21 protein-coding genes are annotated in these 18,447 nt (G+C 69.3%); 9 read left to right on the top strand and 12 right to left on the bottom strand.

Annotated features, from left to right (window positions below; all coding sequences use genetic code 11):
* Window positions 1-63 precede the first annotated feature (63 nt).
* Both EEJ31_RS07665 and EEJ31_RS07660 read left to right on the top strand, forming a co-directional pair.
* Window positions 64-489: an OsmC family peroxiredoxin gene (locus EEJ31_RS07665; protein WP_123045717.1), complete on the top strand. Its 426-nt coding sequence runs from the start codon at window positions 64-66 to the stop codon at window positions 487-489.
* Between the two features lie 9 nt (window positions 490-498).
* Window positions 499-1,386 carry a TIGR01777 family oxidoreductase gene (locus EEJ31_RS07660; RefSeq protein WP_123045716.1) on the top strand — a complete coding sequence of 296 codons (888 nt, stop codon included), beginning with the start codon at window positions 499-501 and terminating at the stop codon, window positions 1,384-1,386.
* Here the strand turns inward: EEJ31_RS07660 and EEJ31_RS07655 are convergent.
* The 3 genes from EEJ31_RS07655 to EEJ31_RS13880 are packed head-to-tail and all read right to left on the bottom strand — an operon-like array spanning window position 1,383 to window position 3,194.
* Window positions 1,383-1,832 carry a hypothetical protein gene (locus EEJ31_RS07655; protein WP_407643216.1) on the bottom strand — a complete coding sequence of 150 codons (450 nt, stop codon included), beginning with the start codon at window positions 1,830-1,832 and terminating at the stop codon, window positions 1,383-1,385. The genes EEJ31_RS07660 and EEJ31_RS07655 overlap by 4 nt on opposite strands.
* Window positions 1,829-2,584, bottom strand: coding sequence for a 4-hydroxy-tetrahydrodipicolinate reductase (gene dapB, locus EEJ31_RS07650; protein ID WP_123045715.1), 756 nt, complete (start codon window positions 2,582-2,584; stop codon window positions 1,829-1,831). The genes EEJ31_RS07655 and dapB overlap by 4 nt, the downstream gene beginning before the upstream one ends.
* A gap of 40 nt (window positions 2,585-2,624) precedes the next feature.
* The gene (locus EEJ31_RS13880) at window positions 2,625-3,194 is read right to left on the bottom strand and encodes a hypothetical protein (RefSeq protein ID WP_158603925.1); all 570 of its coding nucleotides are present in this window, start codon (window positions 3,192-3,194) and stop codon (window positions 2,625-2,627) included.
* Window positions 3,195-3,287: 93 nt separating this feature from the next.
* Here EEJ31_RS13880 and EEJ31_RS07640 point away from each other — a divergent pair, with 93 nt between their 5' ends.
* Window positions 3,288-3,794 (top strand): GNAT family N-acetyltransferase, encoded by a 507-nt coding sequence (locus EEJ31_RS07640; RefSeq protein ID WP_123045713.1) that lies wholly within the window; start codon window positions 3,288-3,290, stop codon window positions 3,792-3,794.
* A gap of 19 nt (window positions 3,795-3,813) precedes the next feature.
* Here the strand turns inward: EEJ31_RS07640 and EEJ31_RS07635 are convergent, their stop codons facing one another.
* Both EEJ31_RS07635 and EEJ31_RS07630 read right to left on the bottom strand, forming a co-directional pair.
* On the bottom strand, window positions 3,814-4,416 hold the full coding sequence (locus tag EEJ31_RS07635; RefSeq protein ID WP_123045712.1) for a histidine phosphatase family protein: 603 nt from the start codon (window positions 4,414-4,416) through the stop codon (window positions 3,814-3,816).
* Window positions 4,417-4,491: 75 nt separating this feature from the next.
* Entirely contained in the window at window positions 4,492-5,847 is a 1,356-nt protein-coding gene (locus EEJ31_RS07630; protein WP_123045711.1) for a M16 family metallopeptidase, read from the bottom strand.
* Window positions 5,848-6,157: 310 nt separating this feature from the next.
* Here EEJ31_RS07630 and EEJ31_RS07625 point away from each other — a divergent pair, with 310 nt between their 5' ends.
* A complete protein-coding gene (locus tag EEJ31_RS07625; RefSeq protein WP_123045710.1) occupies window positions 6,158-6,778 on the top strand; it encodes a TetR/AcrR family transcriptional regulator in 621 nt (206 codons plus the stop codon).
* A 79-nt stretch (window positions 6,779-6,857) separates the two neighbouring features.
* Here EEJ31_RS07625 and EEJ31_RS07620 read toward each other — a convergent pair whose 3' ends face one another.
* Entirely contained in the window at window positions 6,858-9,131 is a 2,274-nt protein-coding gene (locus tag EEJ31_RS07620; protein ID WP_123045709.1) for a polyribonucleotide nucleotidyltransferase, read from the bottom strand.
* 356 nt (window positions 9,132-9,487) lie between these two features.
* On the opposite strand from EEJ31_RS07620, the gene EEJ31_RS07615 reads away from it, so the two are divergent.
* The gene (locus EEJ31_RS07615) at window positions 9,488-9,874 is read left to right on the top strand and encodes a YciI family protein (protein WP_158603924.1); all 387 of its coding nucleotides are present in this window, start codon (window positions 9,488-9,490) and stop codon (window positions 9,872-9,874) included.
* A 15-nt stretch (window positions 9,875-9,889) separates the two neighbouring features.
* On the opposite strand, the gene EEJ31_RS07610 is transcribed toward EEJ31_RS07615, so the two are convergent.
* The 3 genes from EEJ31_RS07610 to EEJ31_RS07600 all read right to left on the bottom strand — a co-directional run bounded on the left by EEJ31_RS07610 (window position 9,890) and on the right by EEJ31_RS07600 (window position 13,258).
* Window positions 9,890-10,516, bottom strand: coding sequence for an FMN reductase (locus EEJ31_RS07610; protein WP_123045707.1), 627 nt, complete (start codon window positions 10,514-10,516; stop codon window positions 9,890-9,892).
* A 2-nt stretch (window positions 10,517-10,518) separates the two neighbouring features.
* Complete coding sequence (locus EEJ31_RS07605) at window positions 10,519-11,676, bottom strand: LLM class flavin-dependent oxidoreductase (RefSeq protein ID WP_123045706.1); 1,158 nt, start codon at window positions 11,674-11,676, stop codon at window positions 10,519-10,521.
* 64 nt (window positions 11,677-11,740) lie between these two features.
* Window positions 11,741-13,258 carry an amino acid permease gene (locus EEJ31_RS07600; RefSeq protein WP_123045705.1) on the bottom strand — a complete coding sequence of 506 codons (1,518 nt, stop codon included), beginning with the start codon at window positions 13,256-13,258 and terminating at the stop codon, window positions 11,741-11,743.
* Window positions 13,259-13,369: 111 nt separating this feature from the next.
* On the opposite strand from EEJ31_RS07600, the gene EEJ31_RS07595 reads away from it, so the two are divergent.
* Window positions 13,370-13,924: a type 1 glutamine amidotransferase domain-containing protein gene (locus EEJ31_RS07595; RefSeq protein ID WP_123045704.1), complete on the top strand. Its 555-nt coding sequence runs from the start codon at window positions 13,370-13,372 to the stop codon at window positions 13,922-13,924.
* 93 nt (window positions 13,925-14,017) lie between these two features.
* Here EEJ31_RS07595 and EEJ31_RS07590 read toward each other — a convergent pair whose 3' ends face one another.
* Window positions 14,018-14,779 (bottom strand): fructosamine kinase family protein, encoded by a 762-nt coding sequence (locus EEJ31_RS07590; protein ID WP_123045703.1) that lies wholly within the window; start codon window positions 14,777-14,779, stop codon window positions 14,018-14,020.
* A gap of 95 nt (window positions 14,780-14,874) precedes the next feature.
* Complete coding sequence (gene rpsO, locus EEJ31_RS07585) at window positions 14,875-15,144, bottom strand: 30S ribosomal protein S15 (RefSeq protein WP_123045702.1); 270 nt, start codon at window positions 15,142-15,144, stop codon at window positions 14,875-14,877.
* A gap of 138 nt (window positions 15,145-15,282) precedes the next feature.
* On the opposite strand from rpsO, the gene EEJ31_RS07580 reads away from it, so the two are divergent.
* Together EEJ31_RS07580 and EEJ31_RS07575 are read left to right on the top strand one after the other, a co-directional pair.
* A complete protein-coding gene (locus EEJ31_RS07580) occupies window positions 15,283-16,044 on the top strand; it encodes a DUF998 domain-containing protein (protein WP_233563793.1) in 762 nt (253 codons plus the stop codon).
* A 94-nt stretch (window positions 16,045-16,138) separates the two neighbouring features.
* Window positions 16,139-16,366 carry a hypothetical protein gene (locus EEJ31_RS07575; RefSeq protein WP_123045701.1) on the top strand — a complete coding sequence of 76 codons (228 nt, stop codon included), beginning with the start codon at window positions 16,139-16,141 and terminating at the stop codon, window positions 16,364-16,366.
* A 6-nt stretch (window positions 16,367-16,372) separates the two neighbouring features.
* Here EEJ31_RS07575 and EEJ31_RS07570 read toward each other — a convergent pair whose 3' ends face one another.
* On the bottom strand, window positions 16,373-17,257 hold the full coding sequence (locus EEJ31_RS07570; RefSeq protein ID WP_123045700.1) for an LLM class flavin-dependent oxidoreductase: 885 nt from the start codon (window positions 17,255-17,257) through the stop codon (window positions 16,373-16,375).
* Window positions 17,258-17,334: 77 nt separating this feature from the next.
* Here EEJ31_RS07570 and EEJ31_RS07565 point away from each other — a divergent pair, with 77 nt between their 5' ends.
* A complete protein-coding gene (locus tag EEJ31_RS07565; RefSeq protein ID WP_123045699.1) occupies window positions 17,335-18,444 on the top strand; it encodes a M4 family metallopeptidase in 1,110 nt (369 codons plus the stop codon).
* Window positions 18,445-18,447 lie beyond the last annotated feature (3 nt).

Here is an 18,447-nt window from a genome sequence, read left to right as displayed (position 1 = left end):
CGGGCCCTGCTGTAATCGGTGAAAGCTCGGTAGGCTGGGCATCCGAGTTCAGGAGGGTTCAGCATGGCACTCACGAGTGAAGCAACAACCGTTTGGAACGGCGATCTCATGTCCGGCAGCGGCAAGGTCGCGCTGGACTCCTCGAAGGCGGGCGAGTTCGACGTGAACTGGAAGGCGCGCGCCGAAGGGGAGGCGAACACGACCAACCCGGAGGAACTCCTCGGGGCCGCGCACTCCGCCTGCTTCTCGATGGCGCTGTCGCTCGCCCTCGCCGAGGCGGGGCACCCGCCGACGAGCATCCAGACCACCGCGGCGGTCACCTTCGCCGCCGGCACCGGGGTCGTCGGCAGCCACCTCCTGGTGAGCGCCACCGTTCCCGGGATCAGCGAGGAGGAGTTCGTCACCTTCGCCGAGGATGCGAAGAAGAACTGCCCCATCTCCCAGGCCCTGGCCGGCATCCCGATCACCCTCGAAGCCGAACTGGCCTGATCCGCGCCCATGCGCGTTCTCGTCTCCGGGGCCTCCGGTTTCATCGGAACCGAGCTCTGCCGGCAGCTCCGCGCCACCGGGCACACGCCGTTACGGCTTGTGCGCCGGGAGACGCGGTCGGCTGACGAATTCCGCTGGGAGCCGCGCACGCTCAGCATCGAGCCGGGCGCGCTCGACGGCGTCGACGCGGTGGTCAACCTCGCGGGTGCCTCGCTGTCGCGCCTGCCCTGGACGCCGGGCTACCGGCGCACCATCCTGCAGTCCCGGGTGCTGTCGACGCGCACCCTCACGGATGCGATCGCCCGGGCGCCGCAGCCGCCGCGCGTGCTGGTGAACGGCTCAGCGGTGGGCTACTACGGCAACCGACCGGGCGAGCTGCTGACCGAGGACGCCCCGGCAGGCGCGGGCTTCCTCGCGCACGTGGCGGCGGCGTGGGAGCGGGAGGCGAACCGCGCAGCCGGCGACACCCGCGTCGTCGTGGTGCGCACGGGACTCGTCCTCGGCCGCGGCGGGGCCCTCGAGCCCCTGCGCCTGATCGCGTCGCTCGGCCTGGCCGGGCCGCTCGGACGTGGCGACCAGCACTGGGCCTGGATCGGGCACCACGATGAGGCGGCCGCGATCGTGCACCTGCTCGCGGCGTCGTCATTGTCGGGCCCGGTCAATCTCGTCGGTCCCACCCCTGCCACCGCCGACGACGTGGTGCGGGCCATGGCCTCCGCCATGCACCGGCCGTTCCTTCTGCCCGTGCCGGCGCCGCTGATCCGGCTCGCGATGCAGGACGCCGGGGAGGACCTCCTCCTGTCCGACCAGCGCGTCAGCTCCCGCACCCTGGCCGACGACGGTTTCCACTTCCGCGACCGCACGCCCGCCGACGCGGTGGCTGCACCCGGCGACTAATCCGCCTGCCGGCCCCGCTCGAGGCTGATCGCGGTGCGGATGGCGCCGCGCGCCCGCCGCCGGTCGCCCGCCGCGTCGTAGGCGAGGCCGAGGCGGAACCAGGCTTGCCAGTCCTCGGGGTGGGCCTCGACGTCCGCCTGGAAGCGCGGGAAGTCGGCATCCGCTGCACTCCGCTCGGGCCGGCCGCTCGGTCGCACGGGGAACTGCTCCACCGGCAGGCCGCCGTCCGCGTCGAGCCGGTGCACGAGGCGTTCGGAGCGCACGCCGAACATGAGTTCCCGGGCGAGCGCCCAGACACCGATGAGGGGAAGCACGAGGAGGGCAATGCCGATGACGATGCCGATCGGGTTGCCGCTCTGCACGAAGAGCACCGCGCGCCAGCCGACGACGACGAGGTAGAAGGCCAGCAGCGCGGCCATCAGGAGGGCTGCGATGCGGCCCTTCACGGGGTCTGCCCGGCCGCCGCCGGCGTGAGCGGGATCAGCTTGTCGAGCCCGACCGTGACGCCCACCGCGTCGCGCGTGGCGGCCAGGGCCAGCAGGATGCCCCGCTCGTACGACGACGGGGAGGTGGTGTCGTGACGGATCGTGAGCGTCTCTCCCCCGCCGCCGAAGATGACGTCTTGGCGGGCCTGCACCCCGGCCAGGCGCAGGCTGTGCACGGGGATGCCACCCACCTCCTGGCCGCGGGCCCGCTGGTCGGTGTGCGGCGCGGAGACCGGCCCCTGCGCGGCCCGGGCGGCCGAGACGAGCTCGGCCGTGCGGACGGCTGTTCCCGACGGCGAGTCCACCTTTCCGGCGTGGTGGGCCTCGATGATCTCGATCGAGTCGAAGAAGGGCGCGGCAAGCGTGGCGAAGAAGGTGGCGAGGACCGACCCGAGCGAGAAGTTGGGGATGATGACGACGCCCGTGTCGTCATGCCCCTCCACCCGGCGCGACAGCGCGGCGATCCGCTCCTCCGACCACCCCGACGTGCCCACCAGCACTCTCAAGCCATGGTCGACGGCGTACTCCACGACGTCCTGGCTGACGCCGGGCCGCGTCACATCGACGGCGATCTCGGCCGGCAGCATGTCAGAGAGCTCGCTGGCCGAACTCAGCCGCGCGACGAGTTCGAAGTCGTCGGACTGCTCCACGAGGTCGGCGACGAGGCGGCCCATCTTTCCCGTTGCGCCGATGACGGCCACCCGTGTTGTCATGCTGCCAATCTACCAAGACGGGCGCGGGCGCCTTTCGCTGTCAGTCCTTGCCCGACTTGCCTGACTTGCCTGACTTGCCTGACTTGCCGGGCTTCCCGGATTCGTCGGACTTGCCGGACTTGCCGTGCGTGTCGTCCTTTGGCGGGTTCTGCTCGTCGGGGGCGGGCTGCGCGGGCGCCGGCTCGTCGACCGCCTGCTGCTCGGCCTCCTTCGCCTTCTTCTCGAGCTCGGCCTGCTGTTGCTCGGCCTGCTTCTGTTGCTCGGCGAGTTTCTGCTGCTCCTCCTTGAGGGAGCTGATGGCGCCGTCCAGGGCGGTGCGCTGTGCTTCGGCGATCCGCGCCTGCAGGTCCTGACGCACGAGGTCGATCGCCGTGGAAATGCGCGCCTGCCGGTCGGCGCTGATGTCGCCGTCAGCCTGGGCGCTCGCGGCGGCCGCCTGCAGGTCGCCCAGCTTCGCCAGGGCGTCGGTGAAGTGCCCGTCGGCGCAGTCCGTCGCCACGGCCATCACCCGTCGCTCCAGCCCGGCCGCAACGGATGCCGGGTAGCCAGGTGCCGACGCGCATCCGGAGAGACCGAGCACGACGACCAGCGCCAGTCCGAGAAGTCTCATGAGGTCTCCAGTGTTGCCCGACGCCGGGGAATTTCAACCCCTCCGCCCGATCCGGGTCGTCACACGGGCGCGCAGTCACCGTACCCTAGGGGCATGCCAGAATTCACCCCGGTCTCGGTGACGGATGCCGGAGCCCTCGCCCTCCTCACCCAGTACTTCAGCGACCGGGAGTCCTCCTTTCCGAGCACGCAGGGCACCTACCGCACCACATTCCCCAACCCGGAGCAGTTCGTGCCGCCGACCGGCCTGTTCCTGCTGGTGAGTGAGGACCGTGGGACGGGCAGCACGGACGCCGGGGACACCGTCTTCGTCGGGTGCGGCGGCATCCGTCGGCTGGAGACCGGCCCCGGCGAACCGGTGCGCTTCGAGATCAAGCACCTGTTCCTGCAGCCGCACGTGCGCGGTCGGCGGTGGGGGCGCGTGCTGCTCGCGGAGCTCGAGCGCCGCGCCCGTGAGATGGGGGCGGAGGAGGTCGTGCTCGACACGAACTCGAGCCTGGAGGCGGCCGGGGCGCTGTACACGAGGTCGGGGTACGTCGACGTGCCGCCGTACAACGACAACCCCAACGCCACGAACTGGTACCTGAAACGGCTCAGCTGAGGCTCGGGCGGCCCAGGAGCTAGATGAGCAACGGGTCAGGCAGGCCGGTGCGCAGCTCGACCGGAAGGTGCCCGAGGTCGTTGTGGGTGACGAGGCTCCATGGGCGGCCGGGCTTCTGCAGCAGCACGGTCAGACCGCAGTTGGCCTGGTTGATGTTGACCCAGCGCCATTCGGGGGCGCCGAGTACCTCGCGCACGAACCATGCGATCACGAAGTTGTGCGTGATCAAGAGGTCGTGGCGGTCGCCGGGGCGCGACTGCAGGAATTCGGCAGCCGCGTCGCTCATCTGGGCGCGACCGGCGTCGATGTCGGCCTCGGTGACGGAGCCGAAGAAGGGGTCGTAGGCGGCGGGCGTCTCCGGCGACTTCCCCGACGGGATGCAGTCGAACAGGAGCGGGGACGGCTCAGGGGTGAGCGCCGGCATCCACTCGGCGACGATGCGCGCGGTCTCGACGGCGCGCTGCAACGGGGAGTGCCACGCGCCGGTGAACGGCACGCCGCCGAGCCGTTCGGCCAGGAGCTGGGCCTGGCGGATGCCACGCGCCGACAGGGGGCCGTCTGGCATGCCGTGCTCGGCATCCTGCTGCTCTCCATGCCGCACCAGGTAAAGATAGTGGGGCATCGCTGACCCTTTCGGTTGTAGCTGACCCTCGGGTGGATCGGGCGGAACGGAGATGGAGGGCGCCGGGCGCCCTCCCTAGCTTCCCACGCCCGCCGGCAGAAGCGGCGCAAACACGTCCGGCCGGAGGGCACCGACCGCCGAGATCGACATCGGGGCTGCGGCCAGGTCGGCGGCGAGCGCCCGCACGTCGTCGCGCGTCACGAGCGCCAGCCGGCGCAGCGCCTCGTCGAGGTCCACGAATTCGCCGAGGGTGATCTCCGACCGGCCGAGCCGCGACATCCGCGTGTCGGAGTCTTCCAGGGCGAGGGCCGACGCGCCGGAGAGCTGCCCGTTGGCGCGCCGCATCTCCTCCGCGGTGACGCCGCCGTCGGCGAGCCGGTGAAGCTCGCTGAGCATCAGTTCCGCGACCTGGCCCGCTTTCGACGGGCTGCAGCCGGCGTACATGCCGAACAGGCCGGCGTCGGAATAGGCAGGCGCGAAGGAATACACCGAGTAGGCCAGCCCGCGCTTCTCCCGCACCTCTTGGAACAGCCGGGAGGACATGCCGCCGCCGAGCACGGCGTTCAGCACGCTCATGGTCACGCGGCGGTCATCGCCGGCGACGAGGCCCGGCATGCCGATCAGCAGGTTGGCCTGCTCGAGGGGACGCTCCACGAGGCTGAGCGCCGTGCCGCGGCTGATGTCCGCAGCGCCGTCGCTCCGGCGGCCCACCGGGATGGCCGGCTCGCCGAGGTCCCAGCCGGCCAGGGCCAGCGAGCGCGTCACCTGCGAGACGAGCACGTCGTGGTCGACGGCGCCCGCGACGGTGACCACGAGGTCCTGCGGCCGGTAGTTCGCGGCGTAGTGCTCGTTGACGGCGTCGCGCGAGACGCCGCGGATCGCGTCGGGTGTTCCCCCGATGGGCCGCCCCAGCGGATGCTCCCCGAACACAGCCGAGAACAGGCGTTCGTTCGCCACATCACCCGGGTCGTCGTCGGCCATGGCGAGTTCTTCGAGGATGACGCCGCGTTCGGTCTCGAACTCCGCCGGGTCGAGCAGGGAGGAGGTGAACATGTCGGTGAGCACCTCCACCGCCATCGCCAGGTCACGGTCGCGCACCTTCGCGTAGTAGCAGGTGTACTCCTTGGCCGTCATGGCATTGTGCTCGCCGCCGACCGAGTCGAAGGCGACCGCGATGTCGAGGGCGGAGCGCGTCGTCGTGCCCTTGAACAGCAGGTGCTCGAGGAAGTGGGTGGAGCCGAAGTGCCCCGGCAGCTCGTCGCGTGACCCGACGGCCACCCAGAAGCCGATCGTGAGGCTCCGGGATCCCGGGACGTGCTCGCTGAGGATGCGCGTTCCACCGGGCAGAACGGTGCGCCGCACCAGCGATCCGCCCGCCGCGTGAAAGGCCAGTTCCGGTTGGGACAGGGGGAATTCGACGGCGCCGGTCATCCGCCCACCCTACCCCGGCATCCGTCGGCCCGGCTGGGAACGGTGGGAAGCGCCACGGAACGGAACCCCTGCTCGGGGGTGATTTCGCCGTGGACAGACCGACCTGTCTATCACTGTGCTACAGTCTGGTTGTCGAAGTGCGGTGACCACCCCAAAACATCGCACATTGACGGGCTTCTCGTACTTTTGGCAGGGGGCTCGGTGTTGGGGAAGAAGCACGCTTCCACCCCTGTTCGACGCAGAACAAGAAAAATGGGTGTCCCTAGCACCCGCGCACCGCGGGATGTCAGTCCCAGGAGGAGTTGGCCGGATGGTCCTGACCGATACCCGGCCAACTCCTGCGGCGGTTCCCGTGCTGGTTCCCGCCGCACCGCGCGTCCACGCCCGGGTGCGCATCCTCGGCGTCGCCGACCGGCTCTTCTACTCCGAGGGCGTGCACACCGTCGGCGTCGACCGCATCATCAGCGAGGCGCAGGTGACCAAGGCCACCTTCTACAAGTACTACCGGTCGAAGGACTCGCTCATCGTCGCCTACCTGCAAGGACGCGACAAGCGCAGCCGCGATTTCGTGTCGGCGTTGGAGAAGCGCGAGAGCAGTGCCGAACAACGGCTGCGCGGCGTCGTGGCCGAGATCTCCTCCGAGCTCATGGATCCTGCGTTCCGCGGCTGCCCGTTCATCAACGCCGCCGCCCAGTTCACCGAGGCCAACCACCCGGTGCGCGCCGCCGTGCAGTCCCATCGGGAGTGGTACCTGATGAAGGTGGAGTCGCTGTTCCGCACCCTGGGTCATGAACGTGCCGGCGACGCGGCCGACGAGTTCTTCCTCGCCCGCGACGGCGCGTTCGCCTTCGCGAACCTCGGCGACCCGGTGGCGGCCAACGCCGCCCTGCACCGCGCCTTCGAGCGCGTGCTGCACGCCGCATCCGCTTAACGCGAAACCGGAGTTGTGGTCGGAATGATCGAGTCATAACGACCACAACTCCGGTTTCGGCGTGTGGCGGCGGGAGGGGTTAGCTCTCGGCGGGGACCTCGGCAGGCGACGCCTCGGCCTCGGCGGACTCGTCGACCACGGGGGCGAGCGAGAGCTTGCCGCGGTCGTCGATCTTGGTGATCTCCACCAGGATCTTCTGGCCGACGCCGAGCACGTCTTCGACGTTCTCGACGCGCTTGCCACCGGCGAGCTTGCGCACCTCAGAGATGTGCAGCAGGCCGTCCTTGCCCGGCAGCAGCGACACGAAGGCGCCGAACGCGGCGATCTTCACGACGGTGCCGAGGAACTGCTCGCCGACCTCCGGGTTGGTGGGGTTCGCGATGGCGTTGACCTGCGCGCGCGCGGCCTCGGCCGACGGGCCGTCGACGGCGCCGATGTACACGGTGCCGTCTTCCTCGATCGAGATGTCGGCGCCGGTCTCGTCCTGGATCGCGTTGATCGTCTTGCCCTTCGGGCCGATCAGCTCGCCGATCTTGTCGACGGGGATCTGCACGCTGATGACGCGCGGCGCGGTGGGCGCCATCTCGTCGGGGGCGTCGATCGCGGCGTTCAGCACGGCGAGGATCGTGGTGCGGGCATCCTTCGCCTGGTTCAGCGCGCCGGCGAGCACGGAGGCGGGGATGCCGTCGAGCTTCGTGTCGAGCTGGATGGCCGTGACGAACTCGCTCGTGCCGGCGACCTTGAAGTCCATGTCGCCGAGGGCGTCTTCGGCGCCGAGGATGTCGGTGAGGGCCGCGTAGCGGGTCTCGCCATCCGTGGTGTCGGAGATCAGGCCCATGGCGATGCCGGCGACGGGCGCGCGCAGCGGCACACCGGCGTTCAGCATCGACAGGGTCGACGCGCAGACGGAACCCATGGAGGTGGACCCGTTGGACCCGAGCGCCTCGGACACCTGGCGGATCGCGTACGGGAACTCCTCGCGCGTGGGCAGCACGGGAACCAGGGCACGCTCGGCGAGCGCGCCGTGGCCGATCTCGCGGCGCTTCGGCGTTCCGACCCGGCCGGTCTCACCGGTCGAGTAGGGCGGGAAGTTGTAGTTGTGCATGTAGCGCTTCTTGGTGACCGGGCTCAAGCTATCGATCGTCTGCTCCATCTTGAGCATGTTCAGCGTGGTGACGCCCAGGATCTGGGTCTCGCCGCGCTGGAAGATCGCAGAGCCGTGCACGCGCGGGATGACCTGCACCTCGGCGTCGAGCGGGCGGATGTCCGCCAGACCGCGACCGTCCATGCGGATGCCCTCGTTCAGCACGCGGGTGCGCACGACCTTCTTGGTGACGGACTTGTACGCGGCCGACACCTGGTTGCCAGCGGATGTCGGCAGCTCGCCCGCCTCGATCTTGCCCGCGATGGCTTCCTTGACCTGCGCCTTCAGGGCGTCGTCGGCGTCCTGACGCTCGATCTTGCCGGCGATCTGGTAGATGTCACCGAGCTTGTCCTCGGCGAGGGAGGCGACGGCGTCGTAGGTGGCCTGCTCGTACGGCGGGAACAGCGGGAACTCAGCGGTCGGCTTCGCGGCCGCCGCGGCGACCTTCTGCTGCGCCTCGACGAGCTGCTTGATGAACGGCTTCGACGCCTCGATGCCCTCGGCGATGACCTGCTCGTTCGGCTTGACGGCGCCGCCCTTGATCAGGTCCCACGCGTTGTCGGTGGCCTCCGCCTCGATCATCATGATCGCGACGTCGTCGCCACCCTGGGCGTCCTTCACGACCCGGCCGGCGACGACCATGCTGAACACGGCCTCTTCGATCTGCGAGTACTTCGGGAAGGCGACCCACTGGCTGCTGCCGTTCTCGCCCGGCATGAGGGCAACGCGCACGCCGCCGATGGGGCCGGAGAAGGGCAGGCCCGCGAGCTGCGTCGACATGGATGCGGCGTTGATCGCCAGCACGTCGTAGAACTCTTCCGGCTGGATCGCCAGCACGGTCACGACGACCTGGATCTCGTTGCGGAGGCCGTCGACGAACGACGGACGCAGCGGACGGTCGATGAGGCGGCAGGTGAGGATCGCCTCGGTCGAGGGGCGGCCCTCGCGGCGGAAGAAGCTGCCCGGGATGCGCCCGGCGGCGTACATGCGCTCTTCCACGTCGATGGTGAGCGGGAAGAAGTCGAAGTTGTCCTTCGGCTGCTTGCTGACGGACGTCGCCGAGAGCAGCATCGTCTCTTCGTCGATGTAGGCGGCGGCAGAGCCCTGCGCCTGCTGGGCGAGTCGCCCGGTCTCAAAACGGATGGTGCGCTTGCCGTATTTGCCGTTGTCGATAACGGTCTCGGCGAACGTGATTTCTGGACCTTCCAAGAGGTCATCTCCTTACGTGTTCTTTCCGCGCCGGTCCGGCGGGAAATCTCGCGCGCCCGTATGGCACGCGAGTCGTACGCGGGAGCAGGGAACAGGCAGAACTAAGCCGCGTTTCGTCACGCCGGACTTGTGCTGGCCACCAGTAGAAATTCACCAGGCATGGGCCTTCGCCGCCTGGGAAACCACCACCGAGGACCAGCTTCCTGCCAGCCTGCTCCATATTGGTGCTCGGTCGACCATACGATCGACCGCCGCCATTCTAACAGAGGGCCCCTGAAAACAACGGATGCGACATGGCAGCGCCCGAGTCCCGGGCGTAGGGTGAGCGGCACATGTCCCGGAGCCAAGGAGACGCCATGCCGACCTTCGTCCTTCTCTACACCGACGTCCCCCACGACGAGCCGGACTTCGGCCCCGACGACGTCCTGTCGGAAGACATGACGGATGACATCGACCACGTCGAGGAGGAGGCGAACGACGACGCCGCCGCCGACACGCGCCTGCGAGAGTGGGTCGCGTGGTCGGAGCGGGTCGGCGACGCGCTCGTTGATTTCGGTCACCGCCTCGGCGGCGGCCGTGCGGTGCACGCCTCCGGGTCGAAGGCCGCGAATTCCGGCATCACCGGCTACTCGATCATCCAGGCCGACGACATCGAGGCGGCCACCGACCTCGTCCAGGGCCATCCACACCTCGCGTCGGGCTTCATCCAGATCTTCGAGGCCTTCCCCGCCCCGGAGATGTAGCGCCCCGCCCGCCGCTCAGTCCGCCTGGAAGCCGCCGGTGGGGCTGAACGACGGGTCGAGCGCGAACGGGTCGTCGACTCGACTGCTGCGGTCGCTGACCGCGACGAGACCAGCGAGCTCGCCCGCCGCACGTTCGATGCGCTCGGGGAGCGTCTTGATCTGGTCGGCGCCGCTCCCCCAGTCCTCGCTGGCGGCGAAGACGGAGGTGGGAACGACGACGGCGTGCAGGTAGGTGAACATCGGGCGCAGCGAGTAGTCGAGCGCGAGCGAGTGCCGCGCAGTGCCGGCGGTCGCGCCGATCAGCACTGGCATGTCGGTGAGCGAGCGGTTGTCGATCACGTCGAAGAACGACTTGAACAGGCCGCTGTAGCTCGTGGTGAAGATCGGCGTCACTGCGATCAGGCCGTCGGCGCCGGTGACCGTCTCGATCGCTGCGTCGAGCTTCGGGCTGGGGAACCCGGTGAGCATGTTGTTCATGATGTCGTGGGCGATGTCGCGCAGCTCGATCGTGGTCACCTCGGTCTCGATGCCGGCTTCTTCAAGCCGGGAGACGGTGGCCGAGGTGAGCTTGTCGGCGAGCATCCGCGTGGAAGACGGCTGACTGAGACCGGCGGAGAGAACGGCGAGCTTGCGAACGGCCATGATCAGGCTCCCTTCCGGGCAGCGGATGCCGCGCCCAGGCCGAAGGCGGCCCCGGTCGCCGGGTCGGCAGGCTGGGCGTCCTCGCGGGCACCGGCGGCGGCGACGAGCGAGGCGTGGGTGGGCGCGTCCGGCACATCGGCCGGGCGGTTCATGGCGAACTCCTTGCGAAGCACGGGAACGACCTCGCCGCCGAGGATGTCGAGTTGCTCGAGAACGGTCTTCAGAGGCAGGCCGGCGTGGTCGACCAGCCAGAGCTGGCGCTGGTAGTCGCCCACGTAGTCACGGAAACCGAGGGTGCGGTCGATGACCTCCTGCGGGCTGCCGACGGTGAGCGGGGTCTGCGAGGTGAAGTCCTCCAGCGACGGACCGTGGCCGTAGACGGGAGCGTTGTCGAAATAGGGGCGGAACTCGGCGACCGCATCCTGCGAATTCTTGCGCATGAACACCTGGCCGCCGAGGCCGACGATCGCCTGCGCGGCGGTGCCGTGCCCGTAGTGCTCGAACCGCTGGCGGTAGTACGCGACCATCTTCGCGGTGTGCTCGGGCGGCCAGAAGATGTGGTTGGAGAAGAAGCCGTCGCCGTAGAAGGCGGCCTGTTCGGCGATCTCGGGGCTGCGGATGCTGCCGTGCCAGACGAAGGGCGGCACACCGTCAAGCGGGCGCGGCGTCGACTGGAATCCCTGCAGCGGCGTGCGGAACTTCCCGTTCCAGTCCACGAACTCCTCGTCCCAGAGACGGCGCAGCAGCGCGTAGTTCTCCAGGGCAAGTGGAATGCCCTGGCGGATGTCCTGCCCGAACCACGGGTACACCGGGCCGGTGTTCCCGCGGCCGAGGGTGAGGTCGACGCGGCCGTCGGCGATGACCTGGAGCATCGCGAAGTCTTCGGCGATCTTCACCGGGTCACTCGTGGTGATGAGCGTCGTCGCGGTGGAGAGAATGATCCTCTCGGTCTGCGCGGCGAGATAGCCCAGCATCGTGGTCGGGCTGGAGGGCACGAACGGCGGGTTGTGGTGCTCGCCGGTGGCGAAGACGTCGAGTCCGACCTCTTCGGCGTGCTTGCCGATGGTGAGCATGGCCTTGATGCGCTCGGCGTCGGTGGGCGTCTGGCCGGTGGTCGGGTCGGTGGTGGCGTCGCCGACGGTGAAGATTCCGAACTGCATTTTCAGCCTCTCGCCTTTCTATGCGTTTGCATGTACATAGGGCACAACGGGAGGTGGCGCAGAACTATTCCCGGATACCGGTGCCCTCTCGGAGCGTCTCGTCGAAGGCGCCCTTCGCGCGCAGGCCGACCACGGAATGCCGCCTCCCGTAGCTGAAGTAGAGGATGAAACCGACGACGAGCCAGACGAGGAACCGCACCCAGGTGAGGGTGGTGAGGTTCAGCATCAGCCAGAAGCACAGGACCGCCGACAGGATGGGGATGAACGGCGACCACGGCACCTGGAAGGAACGCTTCAGCTCGGGCCGCGTGCGCCGCAGCACGACGACGCCTACGCTCACCAGCACGAAGGCCGAGAGGGTGCCGATGTTGATCATCTCCTCGAGGATCCCGACATCCGTCAGGCCGGCGATGAGAGCGACGACGGCACCGCAGATGATCTGGATGCGCACCGGGGTGTGCCGGGTGGCTGAGGTCTGGCTCAGCCAGCGCGGCAGCAGGCCGTCGCGGCTCATCGCGAACACGACGCGGGCGAGACCGAGCAGCAGCACCATGATCACGGTGGTGAGGCCGATCAGGATTCCGACGGAGATCACCTGGGCGGCCCAGTTCGCGCCGACCGCGACGAACGCCGTTGCGAGCGACGGGTCCTCGGCTTCCGCGAGCACCGTGTATGGCACCATTCCGGTGAGCACGAAGCTCACCGCGATGTACAGCACCGAGACCACGGTGAGACCGAGGAAAATGCCCCGCGGCAGGTTCTTCTGCGGGTTCTTGACCTCCTCGGCGGATGTCGCCACCACGTCGAAGCCGATGAAGGCGAAGAACACCAGTGAGGCGCCGGCGAGCAGGCCGAAGATGCCGTATTGCGCGGGTGCGGCGCCGGTGGCGAACGAGAACAGCGACTGGGACCAGGCGTCGCCTCCCGACGCCGCGGTGGGCTGGGCCGGCGGGATGAACGGCGTGAAGTTGACGGGCTTGATGAAGAACGCGCCGACGACGATGACGAACAGGACGATGCCGACCTTGATGACCGTGATGACGCCGGCGACCCGCGCCGAGAGCTTGGTGCCGAGCACGAGCAGCACGGTGAAGATCGCCACGATGACGAAGGCGCCCCAGCTGAGTTTCAGCCCGCCGAGGTCGAGGGTGTCGGGGATGTCCCAGTGCCAGAGCGAGAAGACGCTGGAGAGGTAGATGCCCCAGTACTTCGCGATGACGGCCGCGGCGGTGAGCATCTCGAGGATGAGATCCCAGCCGATGATCCAGGCCAGCAGCTCGCCGAGCGTGGCGTAGGTGAAGGTGTAGGCGGAACCGGCAACCGGCACAGCGGCCGCGAACTCCGCGTAACACATGATCGCGAGCGCGCAGGTGACCGCGGCGAGCACGAACGACAGCGTGACGGACGGCCCGGCGTAGCTGCCGGCCGCCTTGGCGCCGACCGAGAAGATGCCCGCACCGACCGCGACGGCGACGCCCATGACCGCGAGGTCCCACACGCCGAGGCTCCGGGTGAGGTTGTGTCCCTGTTCCAGCGAATCCGCCAGGGAGTTCTCGACGCTCTTCGTTCTCCAGAGGCTCATGCGCTCCATGGTAGGACCGCTCACGGACTCTGGGCAGTCTCGGCGTTGCGGGCTAGCGTGAAATGAGTGCCGCGGGCACCTGCGGCACTCCCCGAGCAAAGGAGTACAACGATGGCGAACAACGATCTCTCCGGCAAGCGCGTGGCGTTCCTGCTCACGAACGGCTTCGAGGACAGCGAGTTCACGAGCCCCTGGCAGGCGGTGACGGATGCCGGTGCGACCGCCGTTCTCGTGTCACCGGCCTCCGGCCAGGTGACCGGCAAGAACGGGTACGCGCAGGACGTCGACCTGGCGGTCTCGGGCGCCTCGGCGGCGGACTTCGACGCCCTCGTGCTGCCCGGCGGCGTCGTCAACGCCGACCACCTGCGCATGGACACGGACGCCGTCGCGTTCACGAAGGCGTTCTTCGAAGCGCACAAGCCCGTGGGCGCGATCTGCCACGCCCCGTGGATGCTGGTCGAGGCGGGCGTCGCGGATGGCCGGACCCTCACGTCGTACCCGAGCCTCACCACCGACCTCAAGAACGCCGGCGCGACCTGGGTCGACGAGCAGGTGGTGGTCGACCAGGGCCTGGTGACAAGTCGCACCCCCGACGACCTCCCGGCCTTCAACGAGAAGGTGGTCGAGGAGTTCGCCGAGGGACCGCACCGGGGCCAGACCGCATAGCCCGACCGCGTAGAGCTGCGCGGGCTGAACGCCGCTGCGCGGGCTGAGTTCAGCCCGCGCAGCGGCGTTCAGCCCGCGTGACGACCGGATGGCTCAGGGCAGGGCGAGCACCGCATCGGCCGCGGCCTCGAGCGACCGGCCGTAGGCGGGGCCGTGGCCGGCGGCGTGCACGGCGAGCGGATGCAACTGGTGCAGCGGGATGCGGTCGCGCCAGCCGGCGCGCAGGGGGTGCTCCGCCTCGTACCCGTCGAGCACGGCGTCCAGGTACGGGCACCCGAACAAGGCGAGCATGGCGAGGTCGGTCTCACGATGTCCGCCGTGCGCGGCCGGGTCGATGAGCACGACCCCGTCGGGCGACCACAGCACGTTCCCGCTCCAGAGGTCGCCGTGCAGGCGCGCGGGCGGCTCGTCGTCGTCGAAGTCGCCGGCGGCGATGCGGTCGCAGGCTGCGCGCACGAGCCGCGCCGCGGCATCCGTCGCCCCGCCGACGCGCAGCGCGACCTCGAGGTAGGGCAGCACCCGGTCGCGGGCGTAGAAGATGCCCCAGGCTGACTCGCGGGCAGCGGGGAGCGGCCGGTTGCCGATGAAGAGCGGACCGTCGTAGCCCGTGGGCGGGGCGCCGAACGCGGCGGCGCCGGCGGCGTGGGTGACGGCGAGCGCCCGGCCGAAGCGCCCGGCGGCATCGGCCGTGGGCCTGGCCGGTTCGATCGCTTCCACCACCAGGCGGGTGGGCGAGACGTCGATGACGGATGCCACCCTCGCCCCGTGCGCGTCGGCCAGCCACCTGAGGCCCGCCGCTTCGGCCTCGAAGAAGCCGGCCGGGGCATCCGCTCGTTGTTTCACATGGCGGTTCATGCCCCTACTGTGCACCCGGGAACGGCAGAACGGGCCGCCACCCGAAGGTGACGGCCCGTCTCGCAAGAAGTTCGCGTTGTCGAACGAAGAGGTGCCTAGCGACGCAGCCCCAGGCGCTCGATGAGCGCACGGTAGCGGTTGATGTCGACGTCGGCGAGGTAGCCGAGCAGACGGCGACGCTGGCCCACCAGAAGCAGCAGTCCACGACGCGAGTGGTGGTCGTGCTTGTGCATCTTGAGGTGCTCGGTGAGGTCCTTGATGCGCTGCGAAAGCATCGCGATCTGGACCTCGGGGGATCCGGTGTCACCTGGGTGGGTAGCGTACTCTTCGATGATCGCCTTCTTAGCATTTGCTTCGAGTGCCATAGATGGGATCCCCTTTCTCTCACTGCGCGGTGTCCGGGGCCGGATGCCTGAACTCTCTTTATCCGCGGCCGTTCGACGGCAACCTCAAGAGTCTAGCAGAGTTGCCACCGGGCACGACCGTCATGGTTGACTGGCCGGGTGAGGCAGACGGGGGCGGAACAGTCGGCGGCGACGGCGCTGGCCATGCCCGCCCTCCGCGCTTTCGCCTTCAGCCTCGCCACGAGCCGCACACTCGTGGGCGCGTGGGCCAAGGTCAGCGTGCTTCAGTTCTTCATCGCCGAGGCGATCGTCATCGCGGCGTGGGCCGGGCCAGCGCCGTACAGCCGCAGGCTCAACTACATCAGCGATCTCGGCGCCCTGCACTGCGGCGTCTACGCCGGGCGGGATGTCTGTTCTCCCCTGCACCTGGTGATGAATGTGTCATTCGTGCTCCAGGGCGTGGCCATGATCGTGGGCGCCCTGTTCCTGAATGCTGCCGTGTTCCGGGTGGCCGCGAAGCTGATCCTGCCGGCCGCGGCGGCGCATCCGCTCTGGACGGTCATCACCCGCGTGCTCATCGTCATCGCGGGCACCGGGATTGTCGTCGTCGGGTTCGTGCCGGAGGACCTGAATCCGCTGCTGCACTACGTGGGGGCGGTCATGTTCTTCGTCGCAGGCGGGCTCTCACTCGTCGCGGCGGCGTGGAGTTGGCGCCATGTCAGCCGGGCGAGCTGGGCCCTCCTGGCGTGCGGGCTGGTCTCCCTGGCGGCCACGGCCGTCTTCCAGTTCGGTGCAGGCTTCGAACCCGGGACCGTCGAACGGCTCATGGCCTACCCGATCACGATCGGGCTGGCCGTCCTCGGGCTCACCATGGCCCGCGGCGTCCAGCGGGCGCGCACCCTCCTGGCGCAGGGGCGCTGAACGCTCCCCCCTTGTCCCCCGTGGTGCCGTGGGGTTGGATCGCAACAAGGCGTACCCACGGCCGCGCTCCGCGACGGCATGACGAGGAGGAACCATGAGCGACACCGCTCCATCCGGCAACGACGAGACGGATGCCCTGGCCGCCGAGCCGGGGAACATCGGCGACTACCAGGCGACCGGCGGCCCCGACAAGTTGCCCGACACCGTGCTTCCCCGCACCGGAACCGATGACCCGGACGACGACAGCATCAACATCACCGAGAGCGACGGGCCCGACCTGAACGCCGGTCCCGACGTCGACACCGGCGCCGGCGGCGCGTAGCCGGCCTCAGCGGGCGAGGAACCGAGCGGCGACCTCATCCAGCACGGCCTCGCGGCCCGCGTAGACGCCCTCCGACCGGGGCCAGTGGCTGATGACATCGGTGAACCCGAGTTGCTCGGCGCGCCCGACGGCGTCCTCGAAGGCGCCGACGCTCTCCAGCGAGTACGAACCGCCGCTGTCGAGGGAAAGGTGGCGCTCGATGGTGCCCGGGTCGCGGCCGGACCGCTCGGCGGCATCCTCGAGTCGGGCGACAAGCGTCGCCACCGCAGTCCACCAGTCCTCCCCCTCGGCGCCGTCCTTGCCCGTGGTCACCCAGCCGGCCCCGAACTCGGTCACCAGCCTGAGCCCTTTGGGCCCGTTCGCGGCGATGACGAACGGCACGCGCGGCTCCTGGGCGGGGCGGCCCACCATGCGGGCGTTCACCGCGCTGTACCAGGCGCCGTCGAAGCTGATGCCGCCGCTTCCCGGCTCCTCATGCCGCAGCAGCCGGTCCAGGCCGCTGACGAACTCGGCGAAGCGTTCGTGCCGCTGGGGCGGCGTGTACTCAGGCTGCCCCAGCACGAAGGCGTCGAAGCCGGTTCCGCCCGAGCCGACGCCGAGCAGGAAGCGGCCCCCGGCGATGTCGTCCACCGTCGCGATCTCCTTCGCGAACGGAACCGGATGCCGGAAATTGGGCGACGCGACGAAGGTGCCGAGGCGGATGCGAGACGTGACGGTGGCCGCGGCCGTCAGGGTGGGCATCGTCGCCCGCCACGGCTGGTCGGCGAGGGAGCGCCACGACAGGTGGTCGTAGGTCCAGGCATGGTCGAAGCCCAGAGTCTCGGCCGCCTGCCAGGTGCGACGGGCGACCGACCACGGGTCCTGCGGGAGGATGACAATTCCGAAACGCATGGCGCGAGTCTACGGAAGCAGACACATTGCGGCGTGGAGCCGGTGCCAATGTCCGTGCCCGGTGGCAGACTCGGGCCATGTCAGGCGCAACGCTCCCCACGCACTTTTCACCGCCACACGCACACTGCGGCATCGTGCCGCCGTACCTGCTGCAGCGCATCGCTCAGCTCGACGACCCGCGCTTCCAGGCCGCCTCACGGGCGGCGAAACGCTCGCTGATGAGCGACATCCCCCTCCGCGACCGGGGCCGTGGGCCGTATCGTCCACCGAGGACGAACCTCCTGCCGGACGAAGCGACCGAACCCGGTTCGCCGCGTCGCAGCATCTCCGACTGCGGCGGCGACGAGAATCTTCCGGGCCGGCTGATCCGCTCGGAAGGGCAGCCCGATGTCGGCGATCCGGCCGTCAACGAGGCCTACACCGGGCTCGGCCAGACGTACGCGCTCTACTGGGAACGCTTCGGCCGCAACTCCATCGACGGTGAGGGGCTCCCCCTCGACGCCTCGGTGCACTACGGGCAGCGCTATGACAACGCCTTCTGGGACGGCAGCCGGATGGTGTTCGGTGACGGTGACGGCGAGGTGTTCAACCGGTTCACGATCTCCATGAACGTCATCGGCCACGAGCTCACCCATGGCGTCACGCAGTTCTCCGCCAACCTCACCTACCAGGGGCAGTCGGGTGCGCTGAACGAATCCGTGTCGGATGTCTTCGGGTCGCTCGTCGAGCAGCACGCCAAGGGGCAGTCGGCGAGCGAGGCGAGCTGGCTGATCGGCGAGGGGCTCTTCACCGACCAGGTGCAGGGCGTGGCCCTGCGCTCCATGAAGGCGCCGGGCACGGCGTACGACGACGACGTGCTGGGTAAGGACCCGCAGCCCGCGACAATGGCCGGCTACGTCGAGACGACGGATGACAACGGTGGCGTGCACCTCAACTCCGGCATTCCGAACCGGGCGTTCTTCCTCCTCGCCGACGCCCTCGGCGGCGTCGCCTGGGAGTCCCCGGGCCAGATCTGGTACGACACGCTCACCGGCGGATCGCTCGCCGTCGACGTGGACTTCGCCGGGTTCGCCCGCGCCACCCTCGACGCAGCCGCCCGCCGCTTCGGCGACGGTTCGCGGGAGCACGCCGCCACCCGGGAGGCGTGGACGACCGTCGGCGTCGACGTGGGTGGGGCGGCGGAGTAGCAT

The organism is Cryobacterium tepidiphilum (assembly GCF_003716325.1).
GTDB classification, from domain to species: domain Bacteria; phylum Actinomycetota; class Actinomycetes; order Actinomycetales; family Microbacteriaceae; genus Cryobacterium; species Cryobacterium tepidiphilum.
The sequence above is the reverse complement of the archived record's forward strand: the minus strand, read 5'-3'. Positions and strand labels throughout refer to the sequence as shown.